The 13904-nt window shown below is 48.0% G+C and carries 13 protein-coding genes; 1 reads left to right on the forward strand and 12 read right to left on the reverse strand.

All coding sequences use genetic code 11. The annotated features are described in order from the left end of the window. Nucleotides 1–2 precede the first annotated feature (2 nt). Nucleotides 3–2636, reverse strand: coding sequence for an ATP-binding protein (locus SPTER_RS15475; RefSeq protein WP_144351200.1), 2634 nt, complete (start codon nucleotides 2634–2636; stop codon nucleotides 3–5). 246 nt (nucleotides 2637–2882) lie between these two features. Here SPTER_RS15475 and SPTER_RS15480 point away from each other — a divergent pair, with 246 nt between their 5' ends. Further along, nucleotides 2883–3980 carry a response regulator gene (locus SPTER_RS15480; protein WP_144351201.1) on the forward strand — a complete coding sequence of 366 codons (1098 nt, stop codon included), beginning with the start codon at nucleotides 2883–2885 and terminating at the stop codon, nucleotides 3978–3980. A gap of 149 nt (nucleotides 3981–4129) precedes the next feature. Here the strand turns inward: SPTER_RS15480 and lpdD are convergent, their stop codons facing one another. The 11 genes from lpdD to SPTER_RS15535 all read right to left on the reverse strand — a co-directional run bounded on the left by lpdD (nucleotide 4130) and on the right by SPTER_RS15535 (nucleotide 13779). After that, entirely contained in the window at nucleotides 4130–4498 is a 369-nt protein-coding gene (gene lpdD / locus SPTER_RS15485) for a prenylated flavin chaperone LpdD (protein WP_144351202.1), read from the reverse strand. 27 nt (nucleotides 4499–4525) lie between these two features. After that, nucleotides 4526–4729, reverse strand: a complete 204-nt coding sequence (locus tag SPTER_RS15490; protein ID WP_144351203.1) for a hypothetical protein — start codon at nucleotides 4727–4729, stop codon at nucleotides 4526–4528. 12 nt (nucleotides 4730–4741) lie between these two features. Next, nucleotides 4742–6094, reverse strand: coding sequence for a UbiD family decarboxylase (locus SPTER_RS15495; protein WP_144351204.1), 1353 nt, complete (start codon nucleotides 6092–6094; stop codon nucleotides 4742–4744). 84 nt (nucleotides 6095–6178) lie between these two features. Beyond that, nucleotides 6179–7159, reverse strand: a complete 981-nt coding sequence (locus SPTER_RS15500) for an ABC transporter substrate-binding protein (RefSeq protein WP_144351205.1) — start codon at nucleotides 7157–7159, stop codon at nucleotides 6179–6181. A gap of 27 nt (nucleotides 7160–7186) precedes the next feature. After that, entirely contained in the window at nucleotides 7187–8002 is an 816-nt protein-coding gene (locus SPTER_RS15505; RefSeq protein ID WP_211367298.1) for an ABC transporter permease, read from the reverse strand. 22 nt (nucleotides 8003–8024) lie between these two features. Further along, nucleotides 8025–8798, reverse strand: coding sequence for an ABC transporter ATP-binding protein (locus SPTER_RS15510; protein ID WP_144351206.1), 774 nt, complete (start codon nucleotides 8796–8798; stop codon nucleotides 8025–8027). A gap of 52 nt (nucleotides 8799–8850) precedes the next feature. Further along, nucleotides 8851–9702 (reverse strand): nitroreductase family protein, encoded by an 852-nt coding sequence (locus SPTER_RS15515; protein WP_170233295.1) that lies wholly within the window; start codon nucleotides 9700–9702, stop codon nucleotides 8851–8853. A 22-nt stretch (nucleotides 9703–9724) separates the two neighbouring features. Further along, the gene (locus tag SPTER_RS15520; protein ID WP_144351208.1) at nucleotides 9725–11050 is read right to left on the reverse strand and encodes an amidohydrolase; all 1326 of its coding nucleotides are present in this window, start codon (nucleotides 11048–11050) and stop codon (nucleotides 9725–9727) included. A 165-nt stretch (nucleotides 11051–11215) separates the two neighbouring features. Beyond that, a complete protein-coding gene (locus SPTER_RS15525; RefSeq protein WP_144351209.1) occupies nucleotides 11216–11578 on the reverse strand; it encodes a 2Fe-2S iron-sulfur cluster-binding protein in 363 nt (120 codons plus the stop codon). Nucleotides 11579–11591: 13 nt separating this feature from the next. After that, a complete protein-coding gene (locus SPTER_RS15530; RefSeq protein WP_144351210.1) occupies nucleotides 11592–13259 on the reverse strand; it encodes an FAD-dependent oxidoreductase in 1668 nt (555 codons plus the stop codon). Next, nucleotides 13252–13779: an L-2-amino-thiazoline-4-carboxylic acid hydrolase gene (locus SPTER_RS15535; RefSeq protein ID WP_144351211.1), complete on the reverse strand. Its 528-nt coding sequence runs from the start codon at nucleotides 13777–13779 to the stop codon at nucleotides 13252–13254. The genes SPTER_RS15530 and SPTER_RS15535 overlap by 8 nt, the downstream gene beginning before the upstream one ends. Between the last annotated feature and the right edge of the window lie 125 nt (nucleotides 13780–13904).

Here is a 13904-nt window from a genome sequence, read left to right on the forward strand (position 1 = left end):
TTTTACTGGTGGCCGCGAATGGCCTTAAGCTGGTTATACGCTTCAGCGAAATCATAAGCCTGGATCGTCTTGTAAATTTGCCAATAGGCATCACTGCCCATCCCGGTCTGCAGAATCGCCTGCGATTGCGCAAACAGGCTGCAGGCCTCGGCATCGCCGGCTTCCAGCAGCTGCGCTATTTTATCGAGAATATCGTCCAGGTCGGTCCCTTGACCAGCCGGCATTGTATTTGCTGCCGGTTCAGTAATGGCAGTCGCATATTCAATGGCACCCAGACAGGTTTCCGCCAGGACAATGGCCAGATTTTCTGTTGCCAGTCGCAGCGCCTGGTCATTTTCCTGGCTTAAGGCCTGTTCTACCTGGCAGCAAACCTGGGTTAACCTGGTGGCGCCAATGTTGGCAGCCGTGCCTTTAAGCGTATGCACCAACAGCTTAGCGCCGGCAAAGTCGCCTGTGGCTATTTGGGTTGCCAGTGTGTCTGCATCCCCGCCATGACCTACAAAACGCTTCAGCAACTGTTTATAGGCGGCTTTTTTGCCGCCTAACCGCGCAACCGCACTGGCAGCGTCCAGGCACGCAGCGTTGTTAGACTGCTCGCCGGCGGTTGCTGCTCCAGACCCGGATGCCGGCGGCAAAGCAAGATGCGTTTGGAGGACCTCAATCAACCTGGCAACCTCCAGGGGCTTGGTTAAATAGCCGCTAAAGCCGGCCTGTCTGGCCTGCTCCTCTACGCCCTGGACAGCATCGGCAGATAAAGCCACCAGCGGCGGACATTTTTCCCCGGTGGCGGCGATAATCCGGCGGGCCGTTTCATAGCCATCCATTTCCGGCATCCGTATATCCAGCAAAATGGCGTCATATGTTGCCTGGCCCAGCCATGCCAGCGCCATTCGCCCGCTCGGAGCGGTGTCGACAGTAAAACCAAAAGTTTCCAGAATTTCCTTGGTCATCTGCAGATTAATCAGATTATCTTCGACCAGCAAAATTCGTTTTTCGATCATGATCTTCTTATTGCCGGCAGCAGCGGTCCGGTGACAGGAAAGCTGCGCTACCGCGGCCAGCGGCACAGCAAAACTAAAACACGAGCCCTGGCCAACAGCACTGTGAACAGTAATGCTGCCGGACATAAGCTCAACCATTTTCCGGGCAATAGCCAACCCTAAGCCGGTGCCGCCATATTTTCTGGAGGTCGAGGCATCGCCTTGCGTAAAAGCATTAAACAGCCGCTGCTGCTGCTCCGGGCTGATCCCAATCCCGGTATCGGTTACGCTGACGCCAAGGACAATATGCTCGCCCTCGTTTTCAATAAGTTCTAAAAAAATCCCAATACTGCCCTGCTGAGTAAATTTAACGCTGTTAGCAAGCAAATTCAGAATAACTTGCTTAAGCTTTACCATATCGCCCTTTACATACCTGGGTACAGCCGACTGAATTTCACGGTTAAACATCAGGCCCTTCTGCCTGGCCTCCACCTCGACCATACTGCAAAGCTCTTCCACCGTATCATAAAGATCAAACTCCACTGCTTCCAGGGTCATCCGCTGCGCCTCGATCTTGGAAAAATCAAGAATTTCGCTAATAATTGCCAGCAGCCCGGTTGCGGCCTTACTTATATTGCCGCTGTATTCCTGCTGCTTGGGCGTAAGTGTTGTACTGCCCAGCAAATAATTATAGCCGATAACCGTATGCAAAGGCGTACGGATTTCATGACTCATATGAGCAAGAAATTCGCTCTTGGCCTTGTTGGCCTGCTCGGCCTCTTCCTTGGCCGCTTTCATTGATGTAAACAGATTATTAAAAGTGTCGGCAAGCAGGCGTAATTCCCGGGAGCCGTCAGGAACAAGCCGAAAATGTTCGTCATCAAGCGAAAAGCCTGTTAAGACCTCATTATAATTTTGAATCGGGCGATTCACCTGCGTAAAAAACAGTCTTAACAGCGCCGCAACAGCACCGATAATAATGACGGCCAGGACGACCTGCAATAACGCGGCCTTCTCGGTTCGGTCACGGGCCGCCGATAATTCGGCTTCCAGCCGGGCATTCATAATATCCTGAAACTGAGCAATGGGCTGCATGATACTTTGCTTGTCTAAGTCATATTTATTGTCAAACATGATATCCCGGGCCCTGGCTAGTTTTTCAGCGGCATTTAATTTTTTATCCTCCGCAGTGAGTTGAAAGTGGGCAACCGCCGGCGGCATCTCGCTTTCAGCCGCCCCTTGTGCTTCCAGAACCAGCCGCATCGACTCCTTTTCCGTTTCTACAAGCGCATCGGAATTTTTCTTGGCTTCGGCCAGCAATTCCATTTCGGCGTTGGGTGAATCAAGCTCCCCCAACCGGGCGATAACATAATCCCTGGTTTTGGTCTGGTTAATTTCCTCCCAGTATTTATACATATGAATAGCGTCTGTCGTGACAGCATACTTGCGGGCCTCATCGGTTAAATAGTCGGAAGCGGCCGCCAGGTTAATGCCTAACTGCTTAAATTCGGTTCGCCTTTTTTCTGCGGTCTGCTCATCTTGAATACTAATGTTCATATAGATAACACTGCCGCCAAGCAGCAGGGCGATAAACAGAAAAATCACCAGCAGCAGGGCACTAAGCGTGGACTGCCTGATAATAAATTTTGCCGGCATGAATTCACCTCCCCCGCCAAAAATAGCAAAAAGGCATAGTCGCAAGTTTGATTGCTCAAACGGCCACTATGCCATACTTACTTTTTTCTTTTATTGTAATGCAAATAAATGCCGTTGACAAATATTTTTTTGCCAGACCGGCAAGCAGCATCGCTTTATCTTTTTTATCAACAGCATATCTTGAGATTATGTTATCACTACTTTAAAATAAATAGTAACATACGACTTTACGGAGGATGACCGGAAATGGAATTTAATCAGCCTGCCAATCAGCCAACCATACTTATCATTGATGATACCCCGGAACACATTGAAACTGCGGTAGTTGTCCTCCGCGCCAATAATTTTAATGTCCGCGTGGCTACCAAAGGCAGTATAGCTTTAAAATTGCTGGAACAGCATATCCCGGACTTAATTCTCCTTGATATCTATATGCCGGAAATGGATGGTTTTGAAATCTGTCAGCTGATCAAAAGCGATCCTAAATTCAGCTCGCTGCCCATCATATTTTTGACCTCCCTTACGGATGAAGCAAGTATCAGCAAAGGCTTTACCCTGGGCGCCCAGGACTATGTGGCCAAACCCTTTAATACTTCGGAACTGCTCGCCCGCGTCGACACCCACATCAAACTAAAAAAACAGGCTGAATCCCTGCAGCATGCGAATAAAGAACTGGATAGTTTCTGCTACTCTGTCGCCCATGATCTTAAATCACCTTTACTATCCATAAATAAACTTACCGAATATCTTGCTGCTGATTATGCCGCTAACATGGATGCCGAAGGCCGGGAACTCATCAGCAATATCCGGGAAAAATCGCAGGAAGTCGTCCAAATCATTGATCATCTGCTTGATTTATCCCGGATGTCGGAAATAAAGATGAGCCTGACGGCGATTAACCTGAACCGGTTGTTTGCCGAAACCTATACTGAACTGGTTGCCCTGGAACCCAGGCGGGATATTGAATTTACCCTGGCCCCGCTCCCCACCCTCCAGGGCGATGTTCTCATGCTTAAACTGCTTGTACAAAACATCCTGGCTAACGCCTTGAAGTATACGCGCCATCAGGCCAAAGCCACGATTAACGTTACAGCTACGCAGACTGACACGGAACATATTGTTGCCGTCCAGGACAATGGCGTGGGTTTTGACATGAGATATGCCGCCCGACTGTTTAACATCTTCCAGCGGCTTCATGCCAATAATGAATTTGAAGGCTCCGGCGTAGGCTTGGCCATCTGCCAAAAAATCCTCAAAAGGCATCAGGGCACAGCCTGGATGACCGGCAAAGTCAATGAAGGGGCCACCTTTTATTTTAGCTTAAAAAGAGATGATCTAACCTAATTCTCGACAACTCGTAGGCAATGTTGCCCGATATGACTGTCACCGAACAAGGCACAATGATCATGCCGTCCCATTTCTGTGAGCCGCTGGCTACAGGCGCAAACAGGTCAAGTACTGCTCCCTTCCCCTATATCAACTGCTTCATCACCTTATATACGTATCTTTTCCAGGAACTCTGTCTGAGTTTCTTCCACGAGCTTTTTTATACGCTGCACTGCTTCTGCCGATATTTGATCATAATGAATGCCACAACTGACAACCACTGACTGATTCAGTTCTTTAGCAAAAAACAGAGCAGCCGGTCTGGCAATTTCGTCATCCATATGCCCGGTGACACTTAATACCGATGCAGATGCGCTGATTTTTCCTGAACCGGATAAGCTAAGACGGGGAATAGCCAGGGCGACAGCTCCCAAATGGGCTGCACCTCCGGTAATAACTATGTTCCATTGACTGCCCATCGCGATTGCCTGCAAGCTTATATTTATGTCGCCCTGCGTTTTATTGATTTCAATCATGGACCGCCTCGCCTCATTCTCAAAACATTAGTCTTTAACAGCATCTATACCATTAATTAAATAATGACCTTCCTCGTTGCGTTGCAAAATATTCTTCTCACGAATGATTGCCCAGGCTAACAGTATATTTCTATAAGGATTAGTCTTAAATTTTCTGAGAACATCGGCAAAAAAGCGCGGTTCTGCTGTAATATAAGTTTCAATTTCCCTGGATAATGCTGTGATTTCCATCTCTACTCCCCCTTAGTCCAGATAATCTGACAGATGCACATTGTCAGGATTGAAATATTGAAGACGCTCATAAGCCTTGCGCGGAATACCGACCGGAATGGTAGCATCAATTCCCATTTTACTGGTAGTCGGCATTTGCCCTTTGGGCAATTCGGAAGAGCGAACTGAAGGATCGACATGCTTTGCCTGCAAATTGCTTACAATTAAAACATCTTTATCGGCTTGCATTCTTAATGCCACAGCCCAGCGAACCTGTTCATCGTCATAAATATCAATGTCATCATCCACTACGGTAATTAGTTTAACCCCCATCATGGCCATGAGAGCCGTGATGGCCGCTTTGCCTTCACCCGGTTTGGGGTTGTCAAGAGCTACAATGAGTTCAAAGAAGTTGCAGGAACCTACCGTCGTACGAATAGCTTTAGGGCGCAGTCGCACTGCCTTTAAAATATTATAGGCCTGCAATTCACGGTTTGGCGCCCCGAGGCCGTATACCTCCCAGGGCATAATTAAGGAGTGAAAGATGGCGTCTTTACGCCGGGTAATAGTTTTTACTTTCACAACCGGATTCTTTTTAACATCACCGGAAATTCCATGAAATTCTCCATAACGCCCTTCATCGGTTGTCCAACCGGTCGGCAGAACCTCGCACTCCAGCACGATTTCGGCATTAGCCGGCACTTCCACATCAATCGTTTCGCAAGGAATCATTTCTACCGGCTCTTTTCTTAAACCACCGGCAATAGTCATTTCGTACAGACCGGTAGCCGCGCTGCAATCAGCCGCCAAAAGTTCAATGGGATGCAAACCAATAGCCACAGCCATTTCCAAAGGTTTTCCCTTTTCATAGGCATCAGAGTAAAACAAACGGATATCATTGGGAGAATTAAAATCCACCCCCATAGTATTTTGGGTACGGAACATGTGCCGGTAAATGCCGGCATCTTTTCCCCATGTTTCATGAACAGCAAATTGCACACCCGAACCGATATAAGGACCGCCATCTTTTTCATGCTGCATAATTTGTGGCAGTAACGTCAAATCAATATCTTTTTCACCAATAATAATTTCCTTGAGCGGAGCATCTTTTACGATCACTGTTTCCACCGGATTTTGTATGGCATTCGATAAACGTTGTGCAATTTCATCATGACGGCACTCCAGGCCTAAGGCTATTTTGCGTGTATCGCGGACCAGGCCGCCGACGATCGGCATATCATATCCGTCCACATCCCGAAGCAAAACAGCTTTATTCGAATCGCTGATTAAGGCCGATACATGCAGCGGATTAACTTTTTTATTGACTACAACCAATTCCTCATTTTGTTCAAGAATCCTGAGAAAATCTCTTACACCTTTTTGCATAATCTTTCCCTCCAAAAACCGATTATTGATAGATTTATCCCTGTAGGCCCGCTGCCGCAAAGGTGCAGGCCCTGCTGTGATTATTTACGGAAGGTATGAAAGATCTACCCCTTGTTCAAAGCTGATTTCTTTGGAAATAACCTTGGCAGCTATCTGCGCTTGCAGGACTTGATTGGTACCTGCCTTTGTTACCTCTAGATTGGCAGGCACTCTTTTGAAAATATTTACGACCGCACTGGTAAGCACTTTATCATCCAGATCCGGATACCAGGCTTTTAACGCTTTGGTGGCATAGGAAGGGTCGGCAATAGATTTTTCCGCCGCTTTTTTCGTCACAGACAAAAACAACTTTAAGGTTTCCGTATTGTTTTTCGCCCATTCCGGTTTACCGATCAGCACCAGCCCGGCCGTATCAAAAGTCGGATCCACAAACACTTTATAGTTGCCGGTAGCCGTCATAGCGGAGGCGGTAGGTTCTGAGACCATGCCTGCAGCTATTTTCCCTGATTCCAGCGCCGCCGACATGGTGGCACCGGTACCGGCATTGACGATTTGCACATCTTTAACAGTGTCAATCTTGTTTTCTCTTAATATTTCTTTGAGGGTGGTATCAGATAGGCTGCCGGCCTTGGTTACCCCTAACACCTTGCCTTTTACATCAGCCACTTGTTGTAGTGGTGAATCCCTGTGAACCAATAACTGATAACTGGATCCATTGTTTAAGAGCGCAAAGGCTTTGACATCCAAGCCGTTATTGATCTGATTGAGCACATGCTCATAGCCGCCCTGGAATACATCCAGGCTGCCGCCTACCAACGCCTGTACGGCATCGGCCCCGGAGTTAAAGGATACAAATTCCACATCAATCCCGGCTGCTTTGTAGGAACCATCATTAATGGCTACTCCTACCGGTCCGATTGTCTGACCCACCATGCCGATTTTAATTGTTTTGCGCGGTGTACCGGCGTTTTCCTGATTGGAAGGCTTTTCGCTGCCGCACGCCGCCACCATCAGGGTCAGCAGAGCCGCAAGTATTATGGTAATTATTTTGTTTAGGTTTTTCATAGTTTCTCTCACCTTTCAGCATTTGTATTATTCATTCGGTATGCGATACTTAAAGATACTTTTTTCAATCAAGACAATAATCTGATCCAGTATAACCGCCACGATCATAATAACAAACAACCCGGCAAAAATGCCCGTGGTATCAATCAAGGCCGAGGCATAGTTGATATAGTAGCCGACACCACGATTGGCCCCTACCATTTCGGCAATCACTGCCCCGATAGCCGAAGTACCGATACCCAGTCTCAAGCTGTTCATAACCCACGGAGCGATAGACGGCAAAATCAGCCACCGGAGTTTTTGCATTCTGGTTGCTTTATAAGAATTCATCATTTGGATAAGATCGTTATCAATATTACGTATACCCTCATAGGCATTATAGTAGGCAACAAACACTACCATCATAACTACCATGAGAATTTTTGAATACAGACCAATCCCAAACCAAACCACAAATAACGGTGCCAGCGCCGCCCGCGGCAAACTGGATAAGGCCATAATATACGGCGAAAAATAATGCTGTACTTTGCCACTGTTTGCCATTACTATTCCCAAAGCAGTCCCCACTGCCATGCCGACAATCAAACCAATCAGCATTTCTTCCAGCGTGATACTAAGATGAAACCACAAACTGCCATCCATGGTCATTTTAATTAGCCGCTTAATAATCAAAGACGGCTGACTGATCCAAGTCTCTTTAATAACACTGCCGGAAAGTCCCTGCCACAGGCTTAAAACAATCACCCCGGTTAAAATTCTCCCCAGAATAATTTGCTGTTGAGCTGAAACTTTGGTTTTTTTCACTGTTTTTGTTTTTTGTTGTTCTGACAATACCTCTTCCATAAACATCACCACCTTACTTATGTCACTCTTCCGTCGCAATCTGGTCCCAGATTTCCTTCTGCAGTTCCTTAAAACGTGCATCAAACCGCGCATCATAATAGGGACGCGGCCGTTCAATGTCTATGGTAAACTCAGCTTTTATTCTGCCGGGCCGCTTGCTCATTACAATAACCCGGTCGGAAAGCACAATAGCTTCCTCGATATCATGAGTTACAAACAGCACACTCTTGCCTACCTTTTCCCACATTTTTAAAAAGGCACTGCCAATTTTAACTCTGGTCTGCGCATCCAAGGGGCCAAACGGTTCATCCATAAGATAAAGATCAGGATCATAGGCAAAGGAACGCGCCAAGGCTACCCTTTTTCTCATTCCGCCTGAAAGCTGCTGAGGATAATACTGTTCAAAGTTTTTTAGCCCTACCGAGTCAAGCAAACTTACCGCTTGGGCCGTTTGCTCCTTTATATTCAGCCCCTTTACCTCCAGCGGTAACCTCACATTATCTACAACGGTTTTCCACGGCAGCAAGGCATCATTTTGAAAGACAAACCCCACTGAGTCAGGCACACCCTGCACGTCCCTGCCATCCAGCAATATTTCGCCACTCTCCGCCTTTAACAAACCTGAAACTGCTTTGAGCAAAGTGGATTTACCGCAGCCACTTGGACCGACGATGGAGACAAATTCGCCATCCTGTACCGTCAAACTAATATTATCAATGGCCAGAGTGCTGTGTTCCTTGGTAATATAGCGTATCTTTAGATTATTAATAGTCAGTTTAGGTGCCTCATTGCCCATATTTTCACTCCCATTTAAAATTCCGCCTATATTCCCTTGCTCATACCGTCTCTTATAATTCGGTCAATAGCGCCTCCTCAACAGAAATTCGCTGTGGCGGATAGGGCGTCTGATCTGGCCAGCCGACATCGACATACGTAACCACACTGAGGTATGCGGGCAAATCAAAATGGTTTCTTACACGTTCTTTCATTGCCTCAGTAAAGGTAAGCCATACCCCGCCCAGGCCATAAGCATGAGCTGCCAGCACAATATTCTGCGCTGCCGCGCCGCAATCCAAGAGACGATTGCGCACCGGATTTAATGGGTTAGCGGCATAGACCCGTTCATCCTGTAACAGTACAAGATGTACCGGACCCCCGGGTATATCCGCTCCTACAAATAAGCCGGGCGTTTTTTCTTCCCGCACAACCAGATAGCGGATGGATTGCAGATTGCAGGAATGAGCCGCCCACAGCCCGGTTTCCAGCACCTTTCGTACTACCTCTTCCGGCACGCGTTTCGCTGCCCAATGGCGAACCGAACGTCTTCCATAAATGACCTGATCAAACAGCGTTTGTTCTCCCGGGGTGAGGATATGCCACTGCCAGTCTGATAAATTGAGCTCCTGTCCTGCAAGGAGAATTTTGGCAAAACCGAGAAGCTTTTGTGCATAAACATAATCGGGTAATTCATGAGACAAACCTCTTTTATCCCATAAGGCAAGCAAACGCAGCGCGGTCTCTGTCTGCTTGTCATTTAACGTTTTTTTGTAATAGGCAGCATGATAAACCTGGATTTCCATAGTATGATGCAGGCGTTCCCGAAAGCGGGCCCGAAATTCAGTTTCCGCCAGAGAGAGGTATTCAGCATCCGAAAGATTAAACTTTTTTTGAATTTCTTCAATATTTTCTTTAGTAGACATTGCCGCTTCACTCCTTTGTGCTTCACTCATCCTTATAGTTCTTGTTTTCCGTACGAATCAGGTCTTCCATAAAGTCAATATACTGTTCCCGGGTATATTTAGGCCGGTATTGCCCGGTAAGTTCCCTGGCCTTGGCGGCATTATCCCGGAGCAGTTTATAGGCTGCCAGCGCAAAAATCTTGGCGGTGATGATATACGCGGCTTCCTCATCCACTATGGCAAATTTATCGGTATGAGCCCCGCCGGCAACCCCGCCGGTGTAAAAGCCCAGTACAGGCAAAACATGTTCTAAATCTCCGACATCGGTTGAACTGGTTTTATGAGAGGCCGGATCGGCTTCATGAATAACAGCCTGCGGCGCTGCCTCTCGTGCTGCTTCTATGAGGATCGTACTGGCCGGCTGCGGCAACCGTGGCAAATATCCCGGCATGGTGGCAATCTCAATGGCTGCCCCAATGGCTTGGGCACCGGCTTTAAACGCGCGGTCAGTCTTTTTTTCGGCATCAAGAATGGCTTCGACATTCCTGGCCCTGACAAGGGTTTCGATCACCACTTCATTGGGCACCACATTCACCAGATTTCCTCCTTTAGTCACAATAGGGTGTACCCTAACCGCATCCTGATCCCGAAAGGTTTCCCGCTGAAACGCCAGGGCCGCCAGACCAAGGGAAGCCGCATTTAAGGCATTAATACCCTTCTCGGGTGCTGCGGCAGCATGTGCTTCTCTCCCTGAATAACGGACGACTTTAGAAACAAAACCGTTTGATGAACCGCTGCCGATCGAAATGCCGTCCTCCCCGGAGTGATTGACAATCGCCAGATCCACATCATCAAATGCGCCAAGCCTGATAAGCTCGCATTTGCCACCGCCATACCTGATCTTGCCTTCTTCCTTAAGCTGATTCTTAAATTCAATTTCACCGTATTCCTCAGCTGGTACGGCAAAGAAGATGACCTCACCGCCGAGAGCGGCGGCTATCTCCGGATTGCTTAAGGCTAAAGCCGCTCCGACAACTCCGGTCAGCTGGACATTGTGACCGCAGCAATGAGCTGCCCCGGTTTCAGAATTAGCAAAAGGATGGGAAGGTATTTTCAGAGCATCCAGTTCACCAATCAACGCCAGTGATACTTCCTGACGGCCTCCTTTCAAATATCCCTTGACGCCGGTAATGGCTAACCCTTCCTCGGTCTGTAAATTGAGTTCCTTGAGAACTCCCGCGAATTTGGCTGCAGTACGGAACTCCTTATATCCCAGCTCGGCATGAGTATAAATATCCCGGCCAAAAGAAATTATTTTTTCCTTGTTCTGATCAATAATTGCAATAATCCGTTGCTCTATCCTATCCATAACATATCCTCCTGTTGTGATAGTCTTTAAATGACAAAAAGGCTCACTTCTCCGCCTGAGAAATGCAGCCTTTGGTTATTTCCAATCAGCTATGCACGCTGTCCTTTTTGTATCAAATCAATCGTTTTTCTCAGGCCTCTGCTTTTTGTCAGTCAGCCTCTAAAATCAACGGGCAATTGTAAAAACGTTGCCTGTTGCCGGTGCCTTCCGTTGAGCCCCAAAGTCAACCACTAAATCGCGGATAACCGGATACTTTCTGGCTGGTTCCACTAAATATTCCCGGCCCGGCTCCAAAACAACATGGCACGATTTTTTGACCACCCCATCCACAGTCATCAGGCAACTGCCACACAAACCGCGTCCGCAAAAGTAGTCACGAAAGCCCAGTGTAGGATCAATGGTCTTGTAAACCTTTTTTACTGCCATCAGCAGTGTCAGCCCCTCAGCCCCTGGCAATACATAGGTCGTATAGTAAGGCAGAGAATCGGTTTCCGGATTAAAGCGAAATATTCTTAAGCGAATGTCCATAATATACCTCCAATTAAAGCTTGGTTACGGGAATAGCGGTGACTTTGGGCTCACCTTGCTGTAGCGAAATTAAAGTATGCTGCCCCTCGGCTTCGGTTTGGGGATAATCGGTCCGGAAATGATGCCCGCGCGTTTCTTGCCGCGCGAGAGCCGATAAAATGACGATTTCCGCCAGCGCCAGCATGCCCCGCACTTCATAAGCTTCCTGGACCTCATAACAGTAACGCTTGTGGGGAACAACCTTAAGAAAAGATAAAGTTTTCCGCAAATCACGGACTTTTCTTAGCCCGGTGTTTAGGCTTTCTTCATTTCGTTCCAGGCCCACATATTGATCCATAATCGTTTTGAGCCGGGATTTTAAAGCAATCGGCCGGACCGCATACTCTTTGTCCTGCTTCCATTCGTCAATCTGACGATACTCTGTCAGCACTTCCTGCTCAGCCGCAACCACTGCAAAATCAACCTTTGCCGCGAACTGACAAGCACTCAGGGCTGCCCTGCGGCCGAATACCTGGGTTTCAGACAATGCATTGCCGGATATGCGGTTGGCACCATGTACATTACCGGTAATTTCCCCGGCCGCAAATAAGCCCGGCACATTAGTCCGGCCATGTTCATCAATTTTTATCCCGCCCAGGCAATAATGGGCCGCAGGCGCCATTTCCAGCTTGTCTGTTCTAAGATCGATACCGACATTAAGCAGATTACCAAATTGATGCAGCCAAGCTGTAATTCTTTCGGTGAGCACCGCCGGCGGATATTTAGAATGCGTCAAATCGACAAAGAAACCGCCATGAGGGCTGGCTGTACCCTTTTTCACCTCTTGGCGTATGGCTTTTATAAACTCATCCCTGGCGGGAAAACCCTCAACAAATACTTCTTCCTTGCCGTTCAGTACCCGGCCGTCCAAAATATCCGGGTTCAATATGTATTCATACTGTACCAGCCAGCCGCGGGCCGCCGGCGGATATACAACCACCCCGGGATAATAAAGTACCATTTCCAGATCGACAAGCTGTGCACCCACTTGATAAACCATAACCAACGTTTCACCAGTTGCATCAGGCGGAGTGTCCGTAAAGGGCCACAGCTCCTCATAGCCTCCCGTCGCCAAAAGCGTGGCCTTAGCCTGAATCACTCGGATTTCTCCACTGTTTGTATTTAAATACACCACGCCGATCACCCGGTCATCCCGGACCAGAAAACGCGTAACAACAGCACTGTCGATGATAAATACATTGGGTAGTTGAGCTACCTTTTTATGGAGACTGGCAGCCAGCCCCCAGCCCCCTCCCATAATAAACAAATTGCGGGAGTGGCTTTGCCCCGGACGTACGGAGGTTGCAAAAGTCCCATCCTCCTTCTTCTTGAATTTAGCACCATAGGCCTCCAGTTCTTTGATCCGCTCCACCGAATCTTCGGCCAAAGCTTTGGCCAGGTCCTGATCTGCCAGACCCCGCCCCGCCGTGACAGTATCCTTAAAATGCATTTCTACCGAATCACCGGCATTAACGGCCCCTTCGATCCCTTCGCCTGCAACCGGGGTAATCCCGGTTTTGGCTAAAGGCCCTTTACTGAGAAGGACAACCTGCCGCCCCTGTTCGGCTGCCGCAATCGCAGCCTTAATGCCGGCACCGCCACCGCCAATGACTAAAATATCGGTTTTCTTCGTCTCAAACATGACCGTCCTCCGCTATCTGTTTATCATTTTTCTGCCATTGCACGACCGTATGACAATGGGCGTCTCCGTTTAAAACATTGGTGAATTGCTGCAAATCAAAGCCCTTATTGTATCCCTTACGCATACACAGATCCTGCTCGCAATAGATAAGCCCCAGTTTTTCACCGCCCATTTCTTTCCATTGCTCTGCAAAAGGGCAATAAACCACCTGTTTCTCCAGATAATTCTCCTCCACCTTGATTTTTTTCGAAACCCAGGCTAAAGGTAACGGCAGGTCGTAATACCGGGACAGGTTCTCGACCGTCAAAGGGAGTCCCGTACCCGTAACCTCTTTATGAATCTTGCGCCCCCGGGCCTCCCCATATTTATGAATCGCCCGCCGCACAGCCGCTTCACCTTCAACACCGAATTGAGCTGTCACTTCACTGCCCATATAATAGTACAGCATGGCCAAGGTACGTGCCATTTTATCGACAATGTCCCTGACCTCAGACTGCGTAAATGTTTTTTCTGCCGGCATTACCTCACAACACCTTTCTCTATCCGATTCCGAAACAACGGTAACGATAACAATAATAGCAAAAACCTGAGCCGTATTATAAAGTTGGGTGGCTTTCACCAGAATACTGTTAACAGCATGGCTTG

Origin of the sequence: Sporomusa termitida (genome assembly GCF_007641255.1) — a bacterium.
Taxonomy (GTDB): domain Bacteria; phylum Bacillota; class Negativicutes; order Sporomusales; family Sporomusaceae; genus Sporomusa; species Sporomusa termitida.

Bases quoted from the DNA above. Each gene is read 5' to 3' on its own strand.
- SPTER_RS15490 (WP_144351203.1), bottom strand. From the start codon at position 4,729: ATGGAAATCACAGCATTATCCAGGGAAATTGAAACTTATATTACAGCA.
- SPTER_RS15480 (WP_144351201.1), top strand. From the start codon at position 2,883: ATGGAATTTAATCAGCCTGCCAATCAGCCAACCATACTTATCATTGAT.
- SPTER_RS15515 (WP_170233295.1), bottom strand. From the start codon at position 9,702: ATGTCTACTAAAGAAAATATTGAAGAAATTCAAAAAAAGTTTAATCTT.
- SPTER_RS15520 (WP_144351208.1), bottom strand. From the start codon at position 11,050: ATGGATAGGATAGAGCAACGGATTATTGCAATTATTGATCAGAACAAG.
- SPTER_RS15475 (WP_144351200.1), bottom strand. From the start codon at position 2,636: ATGCCGGCAAAATTTATTATCAGGCAGTCCACGCTTAGTGCCCTGCTG.
- SPTER_RS15505 (WP_211367298.1), bottom strand. From the start codon at position 8,002: ATGGAAGAGGTATTGTCAGAACAACAAAAAACAAAAACAGTGAAAAAA.
- SPTER_RS15530 (WP_144351210.1), bottom strand. From the start codon at position 13,259: ATGTTTGAGACGAAGAAAACCGATATTTTAGTCATTGGCGGTGGCGGT.
- SPTER_RS15525 (WP_144351209.1), bottom strand. From the start codon at position 11,578: ATGGACATTCGCTTAAGAATATTTCGCTTTAATCCGGAAACCGATTCT.
- SPTER_RS15500 (WP_144351205.1), bottom strand. From the start codon at position 7,159: ATGAAAAACCTAAACAAAATAATTACCATAATACTTGCGGCTCTGCTG.
- SPTER_RS15535 (WP_144351211.1), bottom strand. From the start codon at position 13,779: ATGCCGGCAGAAAAAACATTTACGCAGTCTGAGGTCAGGGACATTGTC.
- SPTER_RS15495 (WP_144351204.1), bottom strand. From the start codon at position 6,094: ATGCAAAAAGGTGTAAGAGATTTTCTCAGGATTCTTGAACAAAATGAG.
- SPTER_RS15510 (WP_144351206.1), bottom strand. From the start codon at position 8,798: ATGGGCAATGAGGCACCTAAACTGACTATTAATAATCTAAAGATACGC.
- lpdD (WP_144351202.1), bottom strand. From the start codon at position 4,498: ATGATTGAAATCAATAAAACGCAGGGCGACATAAATATAAGCTTGCAG.